The 22,792-nt window shown below is 62.5% G+C and carries 18 protein-coding genes; 4 read left to right on the forward strand and 14 right to left on the reverse strand.

Features of this window, described 5'->3' with window-relative positions; genetic code table 11:
- Positions 1–4: 4 nt before the first annotated feature.
- On the forward strand, positions 5–1,036 hold the full coding sequence (locus PH551_RS17785; protein ID WP_285194003.1) for an L-idonate 5-dehydrogenase: 1,032 nt from the start codon (positions 5–7) through the stop codon (positions 1,034–1,036).
- Between the two features lie 13 nt (positions 1,037–1,049).
- Here the strand turns inward: PH551_RS17785 and PH551_RS17790 are convergent, their stop codons facing one another.
- Positions 1,050–2,123, reverse strand: coding sequence for a LacI family DNA-binding transcriptional regulator (locus tag PH551_RS17790; RefSeq protein WP_085780706.1), 1,074 nt, complete (start codon positions 2,121–2,123; stop codon positions 1,050–1,052).
- A gap of 220 nt (positions 2,124–2,343) precedes the next feature.
- Between PH551_RS17790 and PH551_RS17795 the strand changes: the two genes are divergently transcribed.
- Entirely contained in the window at positions 2,344–3,270 is a 927-nt protein-coding gene (locus PH551_RS17795; protein WP_285194004.1) for an SMP-30/gluconolactonase/LRE family protein, read from the forward strand.
- Positions 3,271–3,326: 56 nt separating this feature from the next.
- Here PH551_RS17795 and PH551_RS17800 read toward each other — a convergent pair whose 3' ends face one another.
- Both PH551_RS17800 and PH551_RS17805 read right to left on the reverse strand, forming a co-directional pair.
- Entirely contained in the window at positions 3,327–5,438 is a 2,112-nt protein-coding gene (locus PH551_RS17800; protein WP_285194005.1) for a vWA domain-containing protein, read from the reverse strand.
- Positions 5,435–5,959 (reverse strand): RNA polymerase sigma factor, encoded by a 525-nt coding sequence (locus PH551_RS17805; protein WP_085780703.1) that lies wholly within the window; start codon positions 5,957–5,959, stop codon positions 5,435–5,437. The genes PH551_RS17800 and PH551_RS17805 overlap by 4 nt, the downstream gene beginning before the upstream one ends.
- Positions 5,960–6,222: 263 nt before the next feature.
- Here PH551_RS17805 and PH551_RS17810 point away from each other — a divergent pair, with 263 nt between their 5' ends.
- On the forward strand, positions 6,223–7,134 hold the full coding sequence (locus PH551_RS17810; protein WP_085780702.1) for an alpha/beta hydrolase: 912 nt from the start codon (positions 6,223–6,225) through the stop codon (positions 7,132–7,134).
- Positions 7,135–7,137: 3 nt separating this feature from the next.
- Here the strand turns inward: PH551_RS17810 and PH551_RS17815 are convergent, their stop codons facing one another.
- From PH551_RS17815 to bcoG, 10 genes are all read right to left on the reverse strand, one after another.
- Positions 7,138–9,141, reverse strand: coding sequence for a CocE/NonD family hydrolase (locus PH551_RS17815; protein ID WP_285194006.1), 2,004 nt, complete (start codon positions 9,139–9,141; stop codon positions 7,138–7,140).
- A gap of 20 nt (positions 9,142–9,161) precedes the next feature.
- Positions 9,162–10,793 carry an ABC transporter ATP-binding protein gene (locus tag PH551_RS17820; RefSeq protein WP_285194007.1) on the reverse strand — a complete coding sequence of 544 codons (1,632 nt, stop codon included), beginning with the start codon at positions 10,791–10,793 and terminating at the stop codon, positions 9,162–9,164.
- On the reverse strand, positions 10,786–11,613 hold the full coding sequence (locus tag PH551_RS17825; protein WP_085780699.1) for an ABC transporter permease: 828 nt from the start codon (positions 11,611–11,613) through the stop codon (positions 10,786–10,788). Before PH551_RS17825 ends, PH551_RS17820 begins: the two co-directional genes overlap by 8 nt.
- Entirely contained in the window at positions 11,610–12,617 is a 1,008-nt protein-coding gene (locus tag PH551_RS17830; RefSeq protein WP_085780698.1) for an ABC transporter permease, read from the reverse strand. The genes PH551_RS17825 and PH551_RS17830 overlap by 4 nt, the downstream gene beginning before the upstream one ends.
- A gap of 95 nt (positions 12,618–12,712) precedes the next feature.
- A complete protein-coding gene (locus PH551_RS17835) occupies positions 12,713–14,302 on the reverse strand; it encodes an ABC transporter substrate-binding protein (protein WP_085780697.1) in 1,590 nt (529 codons plus the stop codon).
- Positions 14,303–14,417: 115 nt separating this feature from the next.
- On the reverse strand, positions 14,418–15,200 hold the full coding sequence (locus PH551_RS17840; protein ID WP_085780696.1) for a carnitinyl-CoA dehydratase: 783 nt from the start codon (positions 15,198–15,200) through the stop codon (positions 14,418–14,420).
- Positions 15,201–15,207: 7 nt separating this feature from the next.
- Positions 15,208–17,262: an acetate--CoA ligase family protein gene (locus PH551_RS17845; protein WP_285194008.1), complete on the reverse strand. Its 2,055-nt coding sequence runs from the start codon at positions 17,260–17,262 to the stop codon at positions 15,208–15,210.
- Positions 17,263–17,266: 4 nt separating this feature from the next.
- Positions 17,267–18,427 (reverse strand): acyl-CoA dehydrogenase family protein, encoded by a 1,161-nt coding sequence (locus PH551_RS17850; RefSeq protein ID WP_285194039.1) that lies wholly within the window; start codon positions 18,425–18,427, stop codon positions 17,267–17,269.
- 10 nt (positions 18,428–18,437) lie between these two features.
- A complete protein-coding gene (locus tag PH551_RS17855; protein ID WP_285194009.1) occupies positions 18,438–19,928 on the reverse strand; it encodes a carnitine 3-dehydrogenase in 1,491 nt (496 codons plus the stop codon).
- A 7-nt stretch (positions 19,929–19,935) separates the two neighbouring features.
- Positions 19,936–20,838, reverse strand: coding sequence for a 3-dehydrocarnitine:acetyl-CoA trimethylamine transferase BcoG (bcoG, locus tag PH551_RS17860; RefSeq protein WP_085780692.1), 903 nt, complete (start codon positions 20,836–20,838; stop codon positions 19,936–19,938).
- Positions 20,839–20,935: 97 nt separating this feature from the next.
- Here bcoG and PH551_RS17865 point away from each other — a divergent pair, with 97 nt between their 5' ends.
- On the forward strand, positions 20,936–21,934 hold the full coding sequence (locus PH551_RS17865) for a GlxA family transcriptional regulator (RefSeq protein WP_285194010.1): 999 nt from the start codon (positions 20,936–20,938) through the stop codon (positions 21,932–21,934).
- On the opposite strand, the gene PH551_RS17870 is transcribed toward PH551_RS17865, so the two are convergent.
- A complete protein-coding gene (locus PH551_RS17870) occupies positions 21,909–22,784 on the reverse strand; it encodes a LysR substrate-binding domain-containing protein (RefSeq protein ID WP_285194011.1) in 876 nt (291 codons plus the stop codon). The genes PH551_RS17865 and PH551_RS17870 overlap by 26 nt on opposite strands.
- Positions 22,785–22,792 lie beyond the last annotated feature (8 nt).

Below are 22,792 nucleotides of genomic sequence, written 5' to 3' on the forward strand. Positions count from 1 at the left end.
CGACATGAAAGCCATCGTCATTCACGCTGCAAAGGACCTCAGGGTCGAAGAGCGCGAAGCGGAGATTGCAGGACCGGGGCAGGTGGAGGTTGCCATCGAAGCCGGCGGCATCTGCGGTTCCGATCTGCATTATTACAATCACGGCGGCTTCGGCACCGTTCGGCTGCGCGAACCGATGATCCTCGGCCACGAAATCGCCGGCACAGTCAAGGCGCTGGGTGCCGGCGTGAGCGACCTTGCCATTGGAGACCGCGTCGCGGTTTCCCCGAGCCGGCCGTGCAGCCATTGCCAATATTGCCTGAAGGGACAGCAGAACCACTGCCTGAACATGCGATTCTACGGCAGCGCCATGCCCATGCCGCACATTCAGGGCGGCTTCCGCCAGCGGCTGGTGGCGGAGCGCTGGCAATGCCACAAGGTCGCCGACGGCATTTCTATTCATGAGGCCGCCTTCGCCGAACCCTTTGCCGTCACGCTGCATGCGGCAAGCCGCGCCGGATCGCTGCTCGGCAAGCGGGTGCTGGTCACCGGCTGCGGTCCGATCGGGATGCTGGCGATCGTGGCCGCCCGCGTTCTCGGCGCCCGTGAAATCGCCGCGACCGACGTCACCGACAGCGTTCTGACGATCGCCCGCACCAGCGGCGCCGATCGCACGATCAACGTTGCCACGCATGCATCCGACCTTGCCGCTTACGGCGCCGACAAGGGATATTTCGATGTCATGTTCGAGGCGTCGGGCAATGAACGGGCCGTGCGCGCCGGCCTTGAGGTGCTGAAGCCCCGTGCCGTTCTCGTGCAACTCGGCCTTGGCGGCGATGTCTCCATTCCGCAAAACATGATCGTTGCAAAGGAAATCGAGATGCGCGGCACATTCCGCTTTCACGAGGAGTTCGGGCTCGCCGTCGAGCTGATCAACGCGCGCCGCGCCGATCTGAAGCCGCTGCTGACAGGCGTCTTCGCAATCGACGAGGCCGTCGCCGCTTTCGAACTGGCAAGCGACCGCAGCAAGTCGATGAAGGTGCAGATCGCCTTCTAACGCCGGTGCCTAACTATGAGGCACCGCTGCGATCGGTGCTTTCGCGCAGCACGACTCTGTAGCTCGTCAATGTGATCTCGTCGCCGGTCGCCTCGCCGCTGCCTTGCAGCGCATCGAGCAGGCGGACGGCGGCCTGCCGGCCGATGCCGTAACAGTCGACATTGATCGTGGTGATACTGGGATGACAGACTGACGAGATCTCGTAGTCGCCGAAGCCGGCAATGGCGATATCTCCCGGCACCTTCATTCCCCTGCGCTTGCATTCCATGATCGCACCGAAGGCGGAAAGGTCGGAGACGCAGAGAACCACTTCCGTGTCCGGCCAGCGCTCCAGCAGGCTCATAATCGCCTGACCGCCCTGTTCCATGGTGATCGGCGGTACGCCGAAGGAAATCGCCCGGCCCGGCCCGAGGCCCAGTTCCTCGACCGTCTTCAGGAAACCGCTTCGCCGCTGGCTGCCGCGCGTATCGCGCGCCGTCGTTCCGCCGATATAGCCGAACCTCCGATAGCCCTGGCTGGCCAGCGTCCGCACTAGCAGCGACATCGCCTCGCTATTGGAAAAGCCGACGACATGGTTGATCGGCTCCTCCGGAAGCTCCCAGGTTTCCACCACCGGAATGCCTGCCTTATCGAGCATGCGCCTCGCACGGTCGGTATGCGAACCGCCTGTCAGGATGATGCCTTCGGGACGCCGGCGCAGCATCGCCTCGATCAGTTTTTCTTCTTTCTCGGCGGAATAGTCGGTATAGCCGAGAAGAAGCTGAAGGCCGGTATTCTCCAGTGCATCGGTAATGCCACGGGCGGTGTCGGAGAAATTCGAATTGTTGATTGAGGGCACCAGCGCCGCGATGAAGCCGCTGCGCCGCGAGGAAAGACTGCCGGCGGAGAGATCCAGCACGTAGCCGAGCGCGTCGACGGCTTCCATGATGCGCTTTCGCGTTTCTTCGGAAACACTTGCATCCTGGCGAAAGGCGCGCGAAACGGTCATGGCCGATACGCCGACATATTTGGCGACCTCAGCCATCGTCAGCTTTTGAGCGTCTCCAGCCTTGAGGCGCTTGACCTTTGGCTCATCGTCGTTTTTCACTGCTCTCCGCTTTCAAACAACGCCGGAATTGTATAATTCAGCACACGATAAAGTTATCGCTATCATCGCACAATCGATTTTATCCAGGAAGTATGCGGCTCCACAGCCGGAAAAGCCTGCTTCTTACCGGATTTGCTAGGTTACCGGCGCCTTGCCGGCTATACGAATCTCCGAAATCCGAGCATTATGATATCGATAACAATCTTGCGGAGGAAGACTTATGTTCGGTGAAATCGAAGGTACCGGGTTCGAGGTCCTCGACCCGCGCTTTGAAAGCTGCTTCGTCGGCCATGCTCGGGTCGAACGCCTCTGGACGGGCGGCCGATGGCTGGAGGGACCGGCCTGGTTTGCCGCCGGACGCTATCTGGTCTTCTCGGATATCCCGAACAACCGCATGATGCGCTACGACGATACCAGCGGACATACCTCCGTCTTCCGCTCGCCCAGCAACAACTCGAACGGCAACACCGTCGATAATCAGGGCCGGCTGATCACCTGCGAGCATCTGGCACGCCGGGTCACCCGGACGGAGTTTGACGGCAAGGTCAGCGTGCTCGCCGACCGGATCGCGGGCAGGCGGCTCAATTCTCCGAATGATGTGACCGTCAAGTCCGACGGCACAATCTGGTTTACCGATCCGAGCTACGGCATACTTCACGACTATGAAGGCGACTATGGCGAAGAGGAAATCGGCGGATGCCATGTCTACCGACATGATCCGGAAACTGGCGTGACCGATCAGATGACGTCGGATTTCATCAAGCCGAACGGTCTGGCTTTCTCGCCCGACGAGTCGGTTCTCTACGTCGCCGACACCGGTGCATCGCACTTGCCGGGTGGTCCGCGTCATATCCGAAAGCTCGCGGTATCAGGCGACGGGACGGTGAGCGACCTCGGCGTGTTCGCAGAATGTACTGTCGGCATGTTCGATGGGTTTCGCGTGGACCGGAAGGGCAGGATCTGGACAAGTGCGGCCGACGGCGTGCACGCCTATGATCCGGATGGCACGCTGCTGGGCAAGATCCATATTCCCGAGCTCGTCTCCAACGTGACTTTCGGCGGAGAGAAATTGAACCGCCTCTTTATCACCGGGACTACGTCTCTCTACGCCGTTTATGTCACGGCCAATGGGTCGAGACCGGGGTAAACTCATGCAGGCGCGGCCGCGCCTCGGGCGGCCGCGCTTTCTGGGTGCTTCGCAGCTCACCGTTGACTGAGACCGTCGGCCAGCCTGATGAGCCCGAGGAAATCCGACCTGTAGCCGAAGGGATCCGCCCCCCGCGATGCCGCGGCCAGATCGGCAACCGCCTGATAGGAATAAGTGTCGAGGGCGGGGAGGCGGCTCAGTTTCTGGCCGAAGGCGGCGACAGCCACCGAGAAGCGGACATCCTGTGGCGCGGCATCGACGCTGGCGACCGCATTGCCGTCGCCGACGGGCGTGGTGATGAGGGCGCTCTTATCCTCGCCCGGCCGCTTGTAGCGCATCTTGACGAAGGCAAGCTCACCCCGGCGCCCGCTGTCCGCTGTCTCGGCCGGCGTCTTGTCGGCTGCGCCATAACGCAGGTCGTCGTTCATGACCGCGGGGCTTCCCTTGGGCGTAATCTCATAGATCGCCGTGACGCTGTGGCCTGAGCCGATATCGCCGGCATCGACGCGGTCATTGTTGAAATCCTCGCGGTTAAGGGCGCGCGTCTCGTAGCCGATCAGCCGATATTCGGCGATCCGTTCCGGATTGAACTCGACCTGGAACTTCACATCCTTGGCAATCGGAAACAGTGTCGATCCGGCCTCTTCGACCAGCGTCTTCTGCGCTTCCGCCAGGGTGTCGATATAGGCGGCGCTGCCATTGCCGTTCTGCGCCAGCGTCTGCATCAGGGAATCGTTGAGATTGCCGCGTCCGAAGCCGAGAACGGTCAGGAAGATGCCGTCCTTGCGCTTCTCTTCGATGATGCGTTTCAGCTCCTCGTCGCTCGACGGGCCTACATTGAAGTCGCCATCGGTTGCCAGCATCACGCGGTTGACGCCGCCCTTGACGAAGGCCTGTTTGGCAAGATCGTAAGCCGCCTCGATGCCCTCGGCGCCGCCGGTCGAGCCGCCGGGCTCCAGTCTGTCGATCGCCGAGAGGATTTTCGATTTTTCGGCCACGCGTGTCGGTTCAAGCACCGTGCCGGCATTGCTGGCATAGGTAACGATCGAGACGGTGTCGTCGGCCTTCAGCCTGTTGACCAGCAGACGGAAGGCGCTCTTCAGCAGCGGCAGCTTGTCCGGCTCGTCCATCGAACCCGAAACGTCGATCAGGAAAACCAGATTGGCACGCGGCGTCGTCGCCGGCGCGATATCATAGCCCTTGATCGCCACATGCATCAATTGCGTGTCGTGGTTCCACGGTGTCGGCATCACCGTTACGGTCGCCTTGAAAGGCTGATCGGCATTGTCTGGACGCGGCCAGTCATAGGGGAAATAGTTGATCATTTCCTCGACGCGAACCGATTGCGGATCGGGCATCGCCCCGCTCGTCAACGATCGGCGGACAAAGGAATAGGAGGCGCTGTCGACATCGGCGGAGAAGGTCGAAACCGGGTCGGTTGCAACGCTCTTGACCGGATTTGCCGCAGCATTGGCAAAGCGCTCGCGATTGGCATCGGGCTGGATCTGCACACGCCCTTCCGCCGGCGGCAAAGGCGAGGGGGCGGCGGCCATCGGTTCGGCCAATTGCGGTTGGGGAGCGCCGGGAGCGGCCGGCGCGACGCGTTTGGCCGCGCCGAGCGCCGCAGCCGAGCCCTCGGACTTCGTCAGCGGGGCGATCTTGCCGGCATCGAATTCAGAAGGCGCAGCGGGTTTAGCGGCGGCCGACTGCTCCTCGTCCTGCAAGCCTCGGGTGCTATCAGCCGCCGATGATTGAGCTGCCGGCTGCTTCTCTTTCGCCGGTGCTTGGGCAAGCTGAGGTGCGACCTCGACGGGTTCGGCCGGCTCTGGCGCATTATTTTGCGAGACGTCACTCGCGATCTTTTCCTGATCGACGATCGGCAGCCCGTTGTGATTCAGCGCTATCACGAGATAACCGGCAGCGGGAATGACGAGCAGCGTCGCAAGGGCTGAACCGGCAAGGAATTTCTTGTTCATGGCAGGGCTCCATATCCAGTTGATGACGGAGCTTTGACGCCAGCCCTTCAGATTTCCTTGGGCTGCGGCAGTATCATTTCCTGCGTCGTCGAACGCCTGCATGGCGGCGGCAAGCGCACGCGTGCGCGCCTCCGGATCGGCTGCAGGCGGCGCGGTGCGGGAGAGTTTTTCCAGTTTCTTGTCCACGGTCATACCTCTTCCTTGCCGAGCATGGCCTTCAGTCTCTTGCGCGCTTCATGCACCTGCCAGGAGACGGTTGTTTCCGAGCAGCCCATAATATCGGCGGCAGCGGAATGGCTGAGGCCTTCGCCATAGACGAGCAGCACCGCGTCGCATTGCCTTTCCGGCAAAGCGCGCACGGCCGCCCACAATTCGCTCGATATCTCATCGTCATTCTTACTGGGCGCATCGGGCAGTGGTTCGGCGGCATAAGCACGGAACGTCTGTTCTTCTCGAGCCAGCTTGCGCCTATGGTCGCGGGCGGCGTTCAGCGTCAGGGTGTAGAGCCATGTCCTGAAACGACTGGCGCCGCGAAAGCCGCGGATCGCCGCGCCGAGCTTGACACAGACATCCTGGGCGATGTCGTCCGCATCGGTGGAACTGCCCGACCACCGCCACGCCGTCGCATGGACGAAATCATAATGGCGCGAGACCAACTGCCCAAAGGCCTCCCGGTCACCGCGCTGCGCCCGTTCTATGAGCTCCGCATCCAATGCGCACCTACCCCCAAGCTATCAAGCAAGATGCTATTTCGGCATTGAGACGTTTCTCCGATGGCGTTCCTTGGGTCGACGGCAAAAAAATTATGGCTTTTTCTGAAGCGGCGGCAAGTCTCCGCCCCGCAGGCCAAAAATAGTGGACGCCGCGACATCCATGGGTCGCGACCAGACAGATTGCCTCCGTTTTGAAGGCGCATGATGATGGCAGAGTCGGCCAAGGGCATGGATCTGCATGTCCCAAATCGAAAGGACTCTTCATGTCCGCTCAATCGCCTGTCCCTACCGAAAAAGCCATCCTGCAGTTTCTCGAGATTTGCGATAGTTTGTATCCCGCCGACGCGGTCGAAGCGTCGGTCGAGCAGCAGCGAAACTGGTACGATGCCCTTTGCGCCCGATTCGACCGCCCGCTGCCGCCGGAAATGATTTTTGCCGACGGCGTGGTCCAGCGCATTCCGATCCGGCGCTACCGTCCCCGCAAGATCAGCACGCGCACGGTACTTCTCTATCTCCATGGCGGCGGTTTCGTCGTCGGTTCGCTGGAGAGCCATCATGCCATCTGCGCGGAGATTGCCGATTTTGCCGGTGCAGAACTCGTTTCCGTCGATTATCGCCTGGCTCCCGAATATCGCTGGCCGGCACAGACGGATGACGCCTTTGCCGTGCTGAAGCATCTGCTTTCGGCCAACAACAAGGTCGTGCTGATCGGCGATAGCGCCGGGGGCAATCTTGCGGCGGGCCTTGCACTGCGGGCACGCGACGAAGGCCTACCCGGCGTCGTCGGTCAGGTCCTGATCTACCCGGCGCTCGGCGGAGACCTGTCCGCCGGCTCCTATGTCGAGATGGCTGCGGCGCCTGGCCTGACCACGGCCGATGTTGCCTATTATCGCGAGATCCTGCAGGCGCCGGCAGGCAGCGAGATCGCCGAGCCGCTGAATGCGTCTTCACTTGCCGAACTGCCGCCCACCTACATCACGGTCGCGCATTTCGACCCGTTGAGAGACGACGGCCGCCAGTATGCGGCCCGGCTTGCAGCGGAGGGTGTCGAGGTCTCCTTTCGGGAGGAGCCGCAGATGGTGCATGCCTGGCTTCGCGCCCGTCACATGAGTGAAGGCGCGCGCGACGGCTTTCACGCCGTCTGCGAGGCGGTTCGGCATTTCGCATCAGCCTGACGATCACATCAGGTCGCGCGCGATCCGCTTTTCGGCAAAGATCTTTTCGAAGATCTGCACATCGTCCTCGAAAGCGGTGACGACGGCGCTGATGATCCAATCACTCGCGGTGCAGGCAATCCGCGCGGTCGCGACCGTGCGCACGAACCAGCCGGGCCGGTGCATGTCGCAAGTCCAGGTCGAGGTGCCGGTCATCGACAGCGGGTCATCTGGCGAAATCGACCAGACCTCTTCGCGCAATTGCCGCGTCGACAGGCCGGTTTCCGGGTGTTCGTAAAGCCCGGTCTCCTCGTGGATGCGATAATCCGTGCGGTTGGCCGAGAGGTCCCGGACGGCCTGACGCTTCGTCGCGGCGCCCGCATGCTCGATATATTTGGGCAGGGGATCGGGATTGGCCGGTTCATCGATTTCGATCTTCCGGTGGTCCCCGAGCAAGGGCAGCGCCAGGCCGAGCGAGGCGATATCAATCTCGACCCCTTGATCATCGGGCGGCGGCAGGATCATCGGCCAATAGGCGGTCGAAAGCGAAAGGCGGATTCGATGGCCCTTGCGGAAGCGATAGCCGCATGCATCGAGCACCAGCCGGATCGGCACTTTCTCGCCCGGCGTGAGAGGCTTGGGATCGGCATTGCCATCGCGGTGCGTGAGATTGACGACGCCGAAGGCGACACGGGTGGCCGTGCCGTCCGGATGGACATCGACCAGGCGGGCGCAGAGATTGCCGCCTGTCGCGTGGGGGCGCAACGCAACCGTTACGACGGGCCGGCCGAGATAATCATGATCCTCTGCAAGCGGCACCGTGTCGAAGACCAGCGAGCCGGAATCGTCTGAGCGTTGGTCGATGGCCATTTCGGCGTCGGGCTTCAGCGTAAAATACTCTCCCGACGCCGTGCCGGTGTCGAGGGGAGAATGGAGATGGACGGGATGCTCGGGCGCATGCGGGATCGGCATGCCTTGCGTCAGCCGGCCGAATTGCTCGACATAGAAGCATTGCATCCGCGGCGGCGTCCACATGTCCTTGGCGATCCAGAAGCCTGGATCGCTGTCGCGTCGGGCGGCAGGCCTGACGGCATCGAGAATATAGGCGCGTGCCTGCGGCAGTCGGTCGATGCCATTGTCGTCGCCGCGCAGCCATTTGTTCCACCAGGCGATCGCTTCGCTGTGGAAGTCGACGCGCGGCTTCGGCCAGGCGAAGTGCGGATATTTGTGGACCCATGGGCCGATCAGGGCCTTCGCCTTTCCGCCGAGACCTTCGACCGCCAGCAGAGGCGTGTTGCGATAGCCGTCCGCCCAGCCGGCAATGACGAGCGCCGGGATATCCACATTCGAAAAATTCTCTGAGATCGAGCCGTGACGCCAGAAATGGTCGCGCCGCTGGTGAGTGAGCCACTCCTCCATGAAGAACGGTTCGCCGGCAAGGCGTTCCAGCCACATTTCCTTCCAGCGGTCGCCGACCAGGGCAGGATCCGGCGGGCGCGACTGGTAGCCGAGCATGGTCGCCGCCCAGGAGAGCTGGGCGGAGAGGTGGCAGCCGTTCTTATAGTGGATGTCGTCGTTGTAACGGTCGACGGTCGAGGCGATCGAGATGACGGCTTTGAGCGCCGGCGGGCGTAGCGCTGCGACCTGCAGGCTGTTGAAGCCGCCCCAGGAGATGCCCATCATCCCGACCGAACCGTTCGACCATGGCTGCGCGGCAATCCAGGCGATCAGCTCGCAGGCATCGGCAAGTTCGCGCTCGGTATATTCGCCGTCGATGACGCCTTCGGATTCTCCGGATCCGCGGATATCGACGCGCACGCCGGCAATGCCTGCGGCCGCGAACACCGGATAGGTCGACTCGTCGCGGGGGCTGGTTCCGTCGCGCTTGCGATAGGGCAGGAATTCGAAAACGGCGGGAACCGGATCTTCTTCCGCGCCGTCGGGCATCCAGATGCGCGCGGCAAGCCGCGTTCCATCCTTGAGCTCAATCCATTCATTCTCGATGGTGGTGAAGCCGCGGGATGTCATGCTCACTCCTTCATTCACATTCAATTGCCGGCGCTTTCCATGCGGCGTGTCGCAAGCACGCGTTCCAGCCAGCCGATTTCCATTTCGGGCACAGATTTCAACAGCAGGTCAGTGTAGTCGTCAAAGGGCGGCGACAGTGCCGTCGACTTCGGGCCGAACCGCACCAGCTTGCCGCGATGCATCACCGCGACGCTATCGGCGATCGCCCGGACGATGGCGATGTCGTGGGTGATGAAGACATAGGAAAGCTGCTCTTCCCCCTGCAGGCGCAGCAGCAGCTTGAGGATACCCTCGGCCACCAGTGGATCGAGCGCCGAGGTCGGCTCGTCGCAGAGGATGAGCTCCGGCTTGGCGGCAAGGGCTCTGGCGATCGCCACGCGCTGCTTCTGACCGCCCGACAGTTCAGCCGGATAGCGGTCGATGAAGCCATTACCCATTTCGATCTGATCGAGCAATTCCTTCACTCTGGCGGTCTTCTCGCCACCTCTCAGGCCATAATAGAAAGTCAGCGGGCGGCCAATGATGTCGCGCACCGTCTGGCGCGGGTTCATCGCCGTGTCGGCCATCTGATAAATCAGTTGGATGCGTCTCAGATCCTCGTTCGGCCGGCTATTGAGATCGGGCATCAGTGGTTTGCCGTCGAAGACGATACGCCCGCTGCTCGGCGGCAGAAGGCCGGTAATCGCGCGAGCCAGACTGGATTTACCCGAGCCGGATTCGCCGACGACCGCAAGCGTCTGCCCCCTCGGCACGTGCAGCGAAACATCGTGCAGCACCTTGAAGCCGTTGGAATATTCGGCGCTGAGATTTTCCACTTTAAGAAGGGCCGCGGATTGGTCTGAAGCTTCCTCGCGATAGGCTTGCCGGACATTGACGAGGGCGCGTGTATAGTCTTGTTGCGGCGCCTCGATGATCTGCTGAACGCTGCCATATTCCACTTGGCGGCCATGGCGCAGGACCATGATGTCGTCGGAGATCTGGGCGACGACGGCAAGGTCGTGGGTGATGTAGAGCGCGGCCGTATGCGTTTCCTCGATGGCATGCTTGATCGCCGCCAGCACGTCGATCTGGGTGGTGACGTCAAGCGCCGTCGTCGGCTCGTCGAAGACGATAAGCTCGGGGTTCGAGCAGAGCGCCATCGCGGTCATTGCGCGCTGCAGCTGGCCGCCGGAAACCTGATGGGCAAAGCGCTCACCGAAGCTTTCGGGATTGGGTAATCCGAGAACACGGAACAAATAAAGCGCCCGTTTGCGCGCCTCGTCTTTGGTCATCAGACCATGTTTGACCGACGCTTCGATCACCTGATCGCCGAGCCTGTGCGCCGGATTGAAGGCTGCCGCCGCCGATTGGGCAACGTAGCAGACGCGGGCGCCGCGGATTTTCTGGATGCCGTTCTTGCCGAGCGCCAGAATGTCGGTACCGCCGAGCCGCACCTCGCCTCCGGTGATTTCGGCGCCGCCGCGGCCATAGGCCAGTGCCGAGAGGCCGATTGTCGACTTGCCGGCACCCGATTCCCCGATCAGGCCGAGAACCTTGCCCTTCTGAAGATCGAAGGAGACGCCATCAACGATCGTCACGCGCTTCGGCGGTTCGCCGGGCGGATAACTGGTTGCCTCGATCTTCAGATTGCGGACGGAAAGAAGCTCAGGCATCGCCGCGCCCTCCCTTGAGGCTGGATGTGCGTTTCAGGAGCCAGTCGACGACCAGATTGACGCAGATGGCGAGCACGGCGATCGCCGTACCCGGCACGAGGGCGGCCGATATGCCGAAGATGATGCCATCCTTGTTGTCCTTGACCATGCCACCCCAATCGGCGGCGGGCGGCTGAATGCCGAGGCCGAGGAAGGAAAGCGTCGAGAGGAACAGGATCGAGAAGGCGAAGCGCAGCCCGAACTCGGCCAAAAGCGGCGACAGCGTGTTCGGCAGGATCTCGCGGAAGATGATCCAGAGCTTGCCTTCGCCACGCAGCTTCGCCGCCTCGACGAATTCCATCACCGCCACATCGAGCGCCACGGCGCGGCCGAGACGATAGACGCGGGTGGAATCCAGGACGGCCATGACGAGGATCAGGACGACTATGTTCTGCGGCAGGACCGCCAACACCACGAGCGCGAAGATCAGTGTCGGGATCGACATCATCAGGTCGTTGAAGCGCGAAAAGACCGTGTCGATCAGCCCGCGCGACACCGCTGCCGTAAAACTCAGGATGACGCCGAGCGAGAAGGAGATGATAGTGGCGGCGGAGGCGACCAGCAGCGTCGTGCGCGCGCCATAGATCAGCCGCGAGAGGATGTCGCGACCGAGGTTGTCGAGGCCGAAGAGATACTTATCGTCAGGCAGTTGCCAGACGTCGCCGACGACCTGCGTTTCGCCATAGGGAGCAATCCAGGGCGCAAAGAGCGCAAAGATGAAGGCGAGGGCGATGCCGGCCATGCCGATCCAGGCGGTGATGGGGATGTCTCTTGCTCTCATCTCGGATGCCTCAGCCTGGGATTGGCGATGATCGCCAGAATATCGGCCGTCATGTTGAGGAAGATGTAGACGGCCGCGAAGATCAGGCCACAGGCCTGCACGACTGGCATGTCGCGTACGGTGACCGCATCGACCATATATTGCCCCATACCGGGATAGACGAAGACCACCTCGACGACGACGACGCCGACCACGAGATAGGCAAGGTTCAACGCGACGACGTTGATGATCGGCGCCAGCGCATTCGGGGCGGCGTGTTTGACGATGGCGCGGAAGGCGCTCAGACCCTTCAGTTCGGCGGTCTCCATATAGGCCGAGGACATGACGGAGAGGATCGCTGCCCGCGTCATGCGCATCATGTGCGCGAGCACGACGAGAACCAGGGTCGCCGTCGGCAGGGCGATCGCCTTCAAGCGCTCGACCAAGCCCATGCTGTCATAGACCGTCGCCGGGAAGGTCGCCATGCCGAACTTCACAGCGAAAAACAGGATCAGCAGGTAGCCGATGAAGAATTCCGGCAGCGAGATCGCCGCGAGCGAGATAACGTTGATGATCTTGTCGGGCATTCGATTGCGAAAATGCACCGACAGCATGCCGAGGCCGACGGCGAGCGGCACTGAAATGACAGCCGCGAAACCCGCCAGGAAGAGCGAATTGCCGAGTCGCTTGCCAATCTGCTCGCTCACCGAGTTCTTGCTGGCCCAGGAGGTGCCGAAGTCACCCTGAACGGCACTGCCGAGCCATTCAACATAGCGCGTCGTCACCGGGCGATCGAGCCCAAGGTCCCGACGGATATTGGCGACCGCCTGCGGCGTCGCCGACTGGCCAAGATAGGTGGTGGCAAAATCGCCGGGAAGGGCTTCCAGCCCGCCGAAGATCAGGACGGACACAGCAAAGAGCAGGACAATGCTGAGCACGAAGCGCTCGAGAATGAGGGCCAACAGCGGAAAACGCTGCCGGAACCGGAGACCGGGCAGGACATTGCTTGGGGCAGGATTGGTCATGGCGAAGACCTAGCGCTGAAACGTCGGGAGGACCGCGGGTTTCATCCCACGGTCCCGGCTTCGTTGGGGATCGGAAGGGCGTGCGCCCTTCGCCGCTAGGCGTCCAGCCAGACACGGGTTGCGACGTAACCGTTCGACATATCGTTGCCGATGTCATGGACATAGCCCTTCACCTGCTTGGTGGAGGCGTTCACGAAGTCGTTGAACATCGGCAGGATCACGCCGCCCTCGTCGCGCACCATCATCGCCATGGTGCGGTACATATCCTTGCGTTTGGCTTCATCAAGCTCGGCGCGCGCCTGCAGCAGGAGCTTGTCGAAGTCAGGGCGCTTGAACTTGGTGTCGTTCCAGTCCGCCGTCGAGAGATAGGCGGTGGAATACATCTGGTCCTGCGTCGGGCGGCCGCCCCAGTAGGAGGTCGAGAAGGGCTGGACGTTCCAGACATTGGTCCAGTACCCGTCACCCGGTTCGCGCTTGACCTCGATCTCGATGCCCGCCTTCTTGCAGCTTTCCTGGTAAAGGACGGCCGCATCGACGGCGCCGGGGAAGGCGACTTCGGAGGTGCGCAGGAGAACCGAACCGCTATGGCCTGACTTCTTGTAGTGGAAGGCAGCCTTGTCGGGATCGTAGGTGCGCTGCTCGATGCCCTCGGGGAACAGCGCATAGGTGCTGTTGATCGGGAAATCGTTGCCCACCTTGCCGTAACCGCCAAGGATCTTCTGCACCATGGTTTCGCGGTCCATGGCGTATTTGAGCGCCAGGCGCAGGTCGTTATTGTCGAACGGCGCCTTATCGCAATGCATGATGAAGACATAATGGCCGCGGCCGGCTGTCGAGAGAATCTCGACGTTGGGTGCGCGCTTCAACAGGCTGACCGTCTTCGGGTCGACACGGTTGATGTAGTGCACCTGGCCCGACGACAGGGCCGCGATGCGGGCGGTGGCGTCGTTCATGCCGATGATCTCGATCGAATCGACGTAGCCGCGGTCGGTGCGCCAGTCGTCCTTGTTCTTCTCGAAGGTGGCGCGGACGCCGGGCTCGAAGCTCGTCAGCTTGTAAGGTCCGGTACCGATCGAGGCCAGGGGATCGTCGACGCCGCCATTCGGCTGGATCACCAGATGGTAATCCGACAGCAGCAGCGGCATATCGGCATTGCCTTCACTGAGCGTCAGGACGAGATTGCCGCCATCGGCCTTGATCTCCTTGATCGAGCCGAGAACGCCCAGCGCGCCTGATTCCGAGCTTTTGTCGGTGTGGCGCTTCAGCGTTGCAACGACGTCGTCGATCGTCAGTTCCTTGCCGTTGTGGAACTTGACGCCCTTGCGGATCTTGAAGGTCCAGGTGACCGCATCCTTTGACGGCTCCCAGGATTCGGCGAGCGCCGGCACGGCAGCCCCAGTCAGCGGATCGGATTCGACCAGCATATCGCCCCAGCAGCGGCCGACGCAGAACATGAACTGCGACAGAAATTTCGCCGGATCCTTGGAATCGGTGGCGGCACCGCCTTCGAGGCCGAGCTTCAGGTGACCACCGTGCTTCGGTTCGGCGGCTTCTGCGCTTTCGGTGAAGAGTTTGTCGGCAACGGCAAGTGTGATGCCGGCCGCCATGGCGCGTCCCATGAATTCGCGGCGGCTGAGCCCGCCGGCGGTGACGCGGCTTGTGAGATATTTGGTGTAGTCGTTCATTCCCCTGTTCCTTCTTTGGTGCGTTGACAGAACTTCCGGGCAGAATCGCAGGCGGTTTCCTCTCCGCCTCCGGTGCCCGCATCATGCGGGAAAATGCGCGGTTGCTGCCGCCTCCTTATCGTCCTTTCCAAATGGGGCTTCGCTTCTCCGCGAAAGCCCGCGCGCCTTCCAATTGGTCTTCGCTCGAATAGAGCCGATCGACGGTCGCAAACTGCCGCTTGGTGATCTTGTTCATGGCAGTCTGGAACGTCGAACCCTCCGCTTCGCGAACGATTTCCTTGATTGCAGCATAGACGAGCGGCGGCCCGCTTTCGAGCAGCCGGGCAAGCTCCCAGGCTCTCGCCATCAGGCGATCGGCGGGCAGGATTTCATTGACGAAACCCCAGCGATGCGCTTCGTGGACGTCGAGCCAGCGGCCCGTCAAAAGCATGTCCATCGCGATATGATAGGGGATGCGCTTCGGCAGCTTGATCGAAGCCGCATCGGCGACCGTGCCCGAGCGGATTTCCGGCAGGGCAAAGGTCGCATGCTCGGCGGCGATGATGAGGTCGGTCGAGAGCGCGATCTCCAGTCCGCCGCCGCAACAGATGCCGTTGATCGCCGAGATGATGGGCTTGTTGAGGTCACGCAGTTCCTGCAGCCCGCCAAAGCCACCCACACCATAGTCGCCGTCGACCGCATCGCCCGACGCAGCCGCCTTCAGATCCCAGCCGGCGCAGAAAAACTTTTCGCTCGCACCCGTGACGATGGCAACGCGCAAGTCGGGGTCGTCGCGGAAATTTCGGAAGATCAATCCCATGGCGCGGCTGGTCGCGAGGTCGATGGCGTTCGCCTTCGGCCGGTCGATGACGACTTCCAATATTCCGCCGTCACTTCGTGTACGAATGTAGTCGCTCAAACCTGCGCTACCTCCTTCGCCGTATGAGAGCATCAACTGCAACAACACCGCGCCCTTCGGGAAGAACCATCAAGGGATTAATGTCCAGTTCCTCAAGGCGCACCGCATTCTTTACGACATATTCTGCCGTAGCTGCGACGGCGTCTATAGTGGCTTCAAGATCGCCGCGCGGACGCCCGCGATAGCCATGGATCAACTTTGCGATTTTAAGACATGAAATCGCCGCACCAATATCGGCTTTCGTCGCCGGAAGCGGCAGAACGACGGAATCTTCGAGCAGTTCGACGAAGATTCCGCCCGCTCCCAATGTCAGCGACAATCCGAAGACCGGGTCCCGGCTGGCGCCGACAATGAGCTCGGCGACTGGCGGATCGATCATTTTCTCGACGAGATAACCGCCATTCGGCCGCATCGCCGCCGCCGCATTCGTGACCGCCTCTGGATCTTTGAGGTTGAGCACGACGGCGCCGGCCTCGGTCTTGTGCGCAATGCCGAGCCCCTTCAGTACGACGGGAAAACCGAGCCGCTCGGCCTGCTCTGCGGCTTCGCGAGGAGAAAAAGCCTGCAGCCCCCGGGGAACAGGGAGGCCGCAGGCAGCAAGCTCGGTCTTCGCATCGGCTTCCGACAGCGTATCGAGCTCGCCATCAACGGGGACGACGTTGAGGAGCGGCAGGGGAGGGGGACGATCCCAGGCCTCGCCGATCCCAGCGGCAACTTCCGCCGCGGTGATGGCTTCGTCGATACCCGAGAAGGCGACGATGCCCTTTGACATCAGACGAGCGGCAACCGGCTCCGGCATGTTCTCGGGAAGGGTCGCGAGCACGCCGGCCAGCGCACCGGTCGCGGAGGCTGCGGCGATGACTGCGTCTGTCGTCGTCGTCCACTCGGATGAATCACACCGGTCGTCGCGGGGAAAATCTAGAACCACGAGATTGAGTGCGCAGCCACCTTTGAACATGGCGCTGAATGCCTCCGTCTGACGCGCGAGATCGCCCCAGACGAAGGTGTGGTAGTCGAGCGGGTTTGCAAGCGCTACCATCTCGCCGAGCACCTCGCGCAGCCGCGGCAATTGCTGCGGCTGCAGGGCGGGGAATTCCACTTTCCGGCCGACGGCGGCATCCGCCATCAGGGAAGCCTCGCCGCCCGAGCAGCTCATGGACGAAATCGAATAGCTTGGGAGAGGACCGGCAAGATGCAGCAGTTTCAGAGTTTCGAGCAGCGCCGGCAGGCTCTGGACGCGGCCGAGACCGAGGCGGGCGAGCACGGCATCGGCCACCGCATCGCTGCCGGCAAGCGAAGCTGTATGCGACACGGCCGCGTGTTTCGCCTGCTCGGACCTGCCGACCTTCAACACGACGACAGGCTTCTTCGACCGACGGGCCATAGCGGCAAGGCGTTCCAGGCCGGCAAGGTCGCCGAACCCTTCGACGTGAAGGCCAACCGCCGTGACGCGTTGATCCTCAATGAGCGCGCAGGCGACATCGGCAAGCGATGTCTGCGCCTGGTTGCCCGATGTGACCACATAGGCGATCGGCAGTCCGCGCGTCTGCATGGTCAGGTTGAGGGCGATATTGGAGGACTGCGTAAGGATCGCGACACCGCGTTCGACGCGCTGCATGCCATGCTGATCAGGCCATAACAAAGCGCCGTCGAGGCCGTTGATCAGCCCGTAACAGTTCGGCCCGAGGATCGGCATGCCACCGGCCGCTTCCACAAGGGCCTGCTGCAGTTCGGCGCCATCGGCAAGTTCCGCCGTCGCCTCGCTGAAGCCCGATGCATAACAGACGGCGCCGCCGGCGCCGGCCAGCGAAAGGCTGCGCACGATGTCGATGGTGAGCGTTCGGTTGACGCCGATGAAAGCGGCATCCGGTGCCGCAGGCAGATCGGAGAGGGAGCGATAGCAGCGCCGCCCAAGCACCTCGTCGAGTTTCGGATGAACCGGCCAGATCTCGCCCGAAAAGCCCATGCGGTCGCACTGCTCGATCACCCTGCGTGCCTCACGGCCGCCGAAGACGGCGATCGTTTGCGGTCTGAGCAGGCGGTCGAGCGGTCTTGAGGTCATCGGCTCATGCTCCCAGCGGCCGAAGCAGATCGCGGCTGATAATGTGCCGCTGGATCTCGGAGGTGCCGTCCCAGATGCGCTCGACGCGGGCGTCGCGCCAGAAACGGGCGAGCGGCAGGTCGTCCATCAGGCCCATGCCGCCGAAAATCTGGATCGCCTCGTCGGTGACGCGAGCCAGCATCTCGGAGGCGTAGAGCTTGGCGGAGGCGATCTGCCGGTCGGCGGGACGACCGGCGTCGACCTGCCAGGCGGCGGCAAGCGTTAGCCAGTCGGCCGCATCGATCTCGGTGATCATGTCGGCAAGCTTGAACGACACACCCTGATTGGCGCCGATCGGCTTGCCGAACTGCTTCCGCTCGGCGGCATAGGGGAGCGCCAGGTCGAAGACGCGCCGCGCCCGGCCGACGCAGGTGGCGGCAACCGTCAGCCGCGTGCCGTAAAGCCATTGGTTGGCGATATCGAAGCCGCGATGCACCTCGCCCAGCACCTGGGCTTCGGGAATGCGGCAGTCTTCAAAGCTGAGTGTACAATTATGGTAGCCGCGATGCGAAACGGACTCGTAGCCTTTGAGGATTTCGAACCCGGGCGTGCCGCGATCCACAAGGAAGGCGGTGATCTTCTTCTTGATGCCTTTCGGCGTTTCCTCCTCCCCGGTCGCGGCGAAGACGATGACGAAATCGGCGACATCGGCATGCGAGATGAAATGTTTCGTGCCGTTCAGGATAAAGTCGCCGCCGTCGCGGCGTGCAGCGCATTTCATGCCGCGCATATCGGAGCCGGCATCCGGCTCGGTAATCGCAAGCGCGTCGATCTTCTCGCCGCGCACCGCGGGCAGGAGATAACGCTCACGCTGCTCGCCCTCACAGGCCATCAGAATGCCGGAGGGCCGGCCGAAGAAAACCGTCAGACCCAGCGAGCCGCGCCCGAGCTCCCGCTCGACCAGCGTGAAGGTCAGATGATCGAGGCCCGCACCGCCGACCTCCTCCGGAAAGTTGCAGGCGTAGAAGCCGAGATCGATGCATTTGCGCTGGATCTCGCGGCCGAGTTCCGGTGGAACGATGCCGGTCCGCTCGACCTCGCTCTCATGCGGATAGATTTCGGTCTCGACAAAGGCGCGAACCGTGTCGACGATCATTTGCTGTTCTTCGCTGAGGCCGAAATCCATGCCGATCCTCTTACCGTTTCTGGCCGACATAACGGCCGGCGCCTTCGGGCAGCGCCAATTCCGAATGAGCCGCAGCGATCATCCTGACCTTGTCGAGCACGGCGGCCGGCGCCGGTGCCGCCTTACCCATCTTGCTGTCGACATGCAGCAGCATGTGCTCGGCGGTGGCGAGAGCCTCGCCCGTCGCCGTATCGTACAGCGTGTGGAAGACATGCAGCCGTTTGTCGTCGACGGCGAGCACCTGACAGGTCGAGTGGATCGCCTGCCCGAGCCTTGCCTCGCCGAGATGGCGGATGTGGCTTTCGACCGTATAGTAGCTGTGGCCCGCCTCGACATAGGCGAGATCGACGCCGACAAGACGCAGCAGCGCGTCCGAGGTATCGCCGAAAACCTGCAGGTAGCGGTGCTCGGTCATGTGGCCGTTATAATCGACCCAGGCGGGGCTGACCTTGGTTTCGACGAGCCTCAGCGGCTTCGACGGATCGAAAGGCGCTGCCGCGCCGCCTCCTTTCGCCCAAAGCGACTGCTCAAAATCCTTAAGCAGCTTGCCGGCACCCCAGCCTTTGCCGCTGTGGCCGCCCTTGAGGGACTGGAGGATGCCGACAAGATTTTCGTCGCGGATGCGCTCGAGCTCGCGGATCGAAAGTCCCGCCGCCTGCTCGTCGGACTGTCGGCCGATTTTTTCGATCAGCGCATCGTCGAGATCCACCACATCGGTGAGCTTGGTCCAAGGCCAGGCGAGGCACGGCCCGAACTGGGCGAGGAAATGGCGCATCCCGGCCTCGCCCCCGGCGATGCGGTAGGTCTGGAACAGGCCCATCTGCGCCCAGCGCAGGCCGAAGGAATAACGGATGACGTCGTCGAGCGTCTCGACGGTGCAGATGTCATCGTGGATAAGCCATAGGGCCTCGCGCCAGAGCGCCTCGAGCAGCCGGTCGCCGACGAAGGCCTCGATCTCCTTGGCGATGTGGACGCCCTTCATGCCGATCGGCGGCAGTTTGTCCATCGCCGCCTTGATGGTCACCGCCGATGTCTTCTCGCCACCGACGATTTCGACCAGTGGCAGCAGATAGACCGGATTATAGGGATGGGCGACAAACAGCCGTTCGGGATGTTTCATGTCCCGCTGCAGGTCGGTCGGCAGCAGTCCTGATGTGGATGAGCCGATCAGGGCATCCGGCCGTGCCGCGGCATCGATCTGCGTCAAGACACCGCGCTTGAGGTCGAGCCGTTCCGGCACGCTTTCCTGGATCCAGTCGGCGCCGGCGACCGCTTCCTCCAATGTCTTGCAGAAGGTGAGCCGGCCGCGCGGCGGCAACGGTGCGCCGGTCAGCATGGCATAGGCCTTTTCGGCATTGGCGATCACTTCGCCGACGATGCGTTCGGCCTCCGGATGCGGGTCGAAGACATCGACGTCAATACCGGCGAGCAGGAAACGAGCGATCCATCCGCCGCCGATGACGCCGCCGCCGATACAAGCTGCCTTGCTGATCCCTGTCATGCCGCCCTCAGCGCTTCGTCAGTTTGAGTTTCTTGCGGACGTCTTCCGGACCGATGATCCGCGCGCCCATGCCTTCCACCACCTGCACGGCCTTTTCGACGAGCTGCGCATTGGTGGCGAGCTGGCCCTTGCCGACGAAGAGGTTGTCCTCCAGGCCGACACGCACATTGCCACCCGCCAGAACCGCCGCGGCCGGATAGGCCATGGCATTGCGGCCGATCGAGAAGGCCGAAAAGGTCCAGCTCGCAGGCACATTGTTGACCATCGCCATGAACGTGTTGAGGTCGTCAGGAGCACCCCACGGAATGCCCATGCAGAGCTGGATCAACACGGGGTCTTCGATCAACCCCTCTTCGGCGAGCTGCTTGGCGAACCAGAGGTGACCGGTGTCGAAGGCCTCGATTTCGGGCCGCACCCCGAGAGCCGTCATCTTGCTTGCCATCGCCCGCAGCATGGCCGGCGTGTTGGTCATGACATAGTCGCCGAGGTTGAAGTTCATCGTGCCGCAGTCAAGGGTGCAGATCTCCGGCAGACACTCGGCGACGTGGCTGACACGCTCGCTGGCGCCCGCCATATCGGTGCCCTTTGCATTGAGGGGCAGGGGGCTTTCGACATCCCCGAAGATCAGGTCCCCGCCCATTCCGGCGGTGAGGTTGAGAACGACGTCGATATCCGCCGAGCGGATGCGGTCGGTGACCTCCCTGTAGAGATCATTGCGGCGGCTGGCGGCCCCGGTTTCCGGATCGCGGACATGGCAGTGAACAACGGCCGCCCCAGCCTTGGCGGCGTCGATCGCTGAATCCGCGATCTGCTTGGGAGTGATGGGAACGTGGCTGGATCTGGAAACCGTATCGCCGGCGCCGGTCACGGCGCAGGTGATGAAGACATCGCGGTTCATCGCTAGAGGCATGGTTTTGTTCTCCCGTCTTGTGGTCATTACGCGACAACATGAACAGAGATGCTTTACGCTTTCAGAAGCTCTTGATACATTATCGGAATCGATGGAGGTGACATTGCTACAGCGATCGACCGAGCGGCTCGATATCGACCTTCTCGTCCTTCCGGATACGAACCTGATCCTGATCGCGTCGGTCATCGAGCCGCTGCGCGGCGCCAATCGCATTTCCGGCAGCGAGCTCTACCGCTGGCGGCTCCTGACACCGGACGGAGCGCCGGTTCCGACCACCAGCCACATCGCCATTCCGGCGGACGGGATCTTCCGGGCGACGGCCGAGGATAGACCGCTCTTCGTGCTTGCGAGCTACAACTGGCGCGGCAGCGCCACGCCGGCGCTGAAGATGCAGCTATCCCAGGCCGCCCGCCACCGCACGGTGATCGCCGGCATTGAGTCAGGCACCTGGCTGCTCGCGGAGGCGAGCTTGCTCGACGGGCAGCCAGCGACCGTTCACTGGGAAGATTACGAGGATTTTGCGCTTGCTTATCCTGAGGTGCGGGCCGTCAAGGATCGTTTTGTCATCGACGGCAAGCGACTGACGACATCGGGTTCGCTGCCGACCATCGACCTGATGCTGGAGATCATCAGGCAGCGACAAGGTTATTCGCTGGCGCTCGAAGTCAGCCGGCTGTTCCGCTACGAGCAGCCCTCCTTTCATGGCGACGAACCGCTTTCCGCAGCCTCGGCGGGGCTCAGCATGCACGATCCCCGCGTGGCGCAGGCGGTGCGGCTGATGGAGGAACATATCGAGCAGCCCCTGATCCTCACTCGGATCGCCCGCAGGGTCGGCATCAGCGCCAGGCATCTGCAGGATCTTTTCCAGCAGAGCATCGGCGCACCGCCGCATGTGCATTATCTCGCACTGCGCCTGAATGCGGCGCGCCGCAAGGTGATCGAGACGACGGCCTCCTTCGCCGATATCGCGGCGGCAACCGGTTTCAATTCGGCCTCGGCCTTTGCCAGAAGCTACCGGGCGAGTTTTTCCGAAAGCCCGTCCGAGACAAGGCGCCGCTTGCGCCGCCGCATCACGTCATCGGCAGCGGCGACGTAGGCTGGAACGCGTCCCGAATCATCTCGGCAAGCTCGCAGATGGCTTCGGTGGAACGGTAGGTGCTGCGGCGGAGCACCACCTTCGAGGAATCGACCGGCGGGAAACCGTCTTCGGCGGTCAGCTCCCGGCAGCCGGGCGGGATGCTGCTGCGCGAAAGCGTTGTCACGGCAAGGCCTGCGGTCAGCGCATTCTTCAGTCCCGAACCCGTATCGGCAATGAAAGCAATGCGATAGTTGCGGCCGATCTGCTCCAGCGACCGGAGCGCAAAATCACGTGACCAGGTGGAGTTGCGATAGGTCGCAATGGGGAGGGGGTCGAGATCGTGCAGCCGGTGGACCATCGAGGTGACCCAGACTGTGGGATCGATGCAGATGACCTCACCTTTCGTCTGGTCGCTCCAGTCGAAAACGACGGCGAGATCGAGTTCGTCCCGCTCCAGGGCGGCGAGGTTGCGTGATGTATAATCACAGGACACGGTGACCTCGACAGCCGGGTGACGCACAGCGAAAGCAGCAAGCGCTGCCGGCAAAACTGTCTGGCTGTATTCCTCGGGAATTCCGATGCGCACCGGCCCGTCCAGCGGCTTTCTGCGGATCGTCGCGGCCGCCTCGTTCAGGAGATCAATGACCCTGCGGGCGTAAGGCACCAGCTGTATGCCCTGGCGCGTCAGCAGCACGCCGCGGGCGCCGCGCTCAAAGAGGCATTCGCCGATCGTCTGCTCAAGCCTCTTGATCTGGGTGCTGACGGCGGACTGCGTCCGGCCGATCCGCTGGGCAGCCGCGGAGAAATTCGATGTCTCGGCGACGACCAGGAAGGTTCTCAACAGGTCGCTTTCGATTGGCTCGTGCATGGTCAGCC

It is taken from the genome of Rhizobium atlanticum, from assembly GCF_030182485.1.
In the GTDB taxonomy this organism is placed as follows: Bacteria; Pseudomonadota; Alphaproteobacteria; order Rhizobiales; family Rhizobiaceae; genus Rhizobium.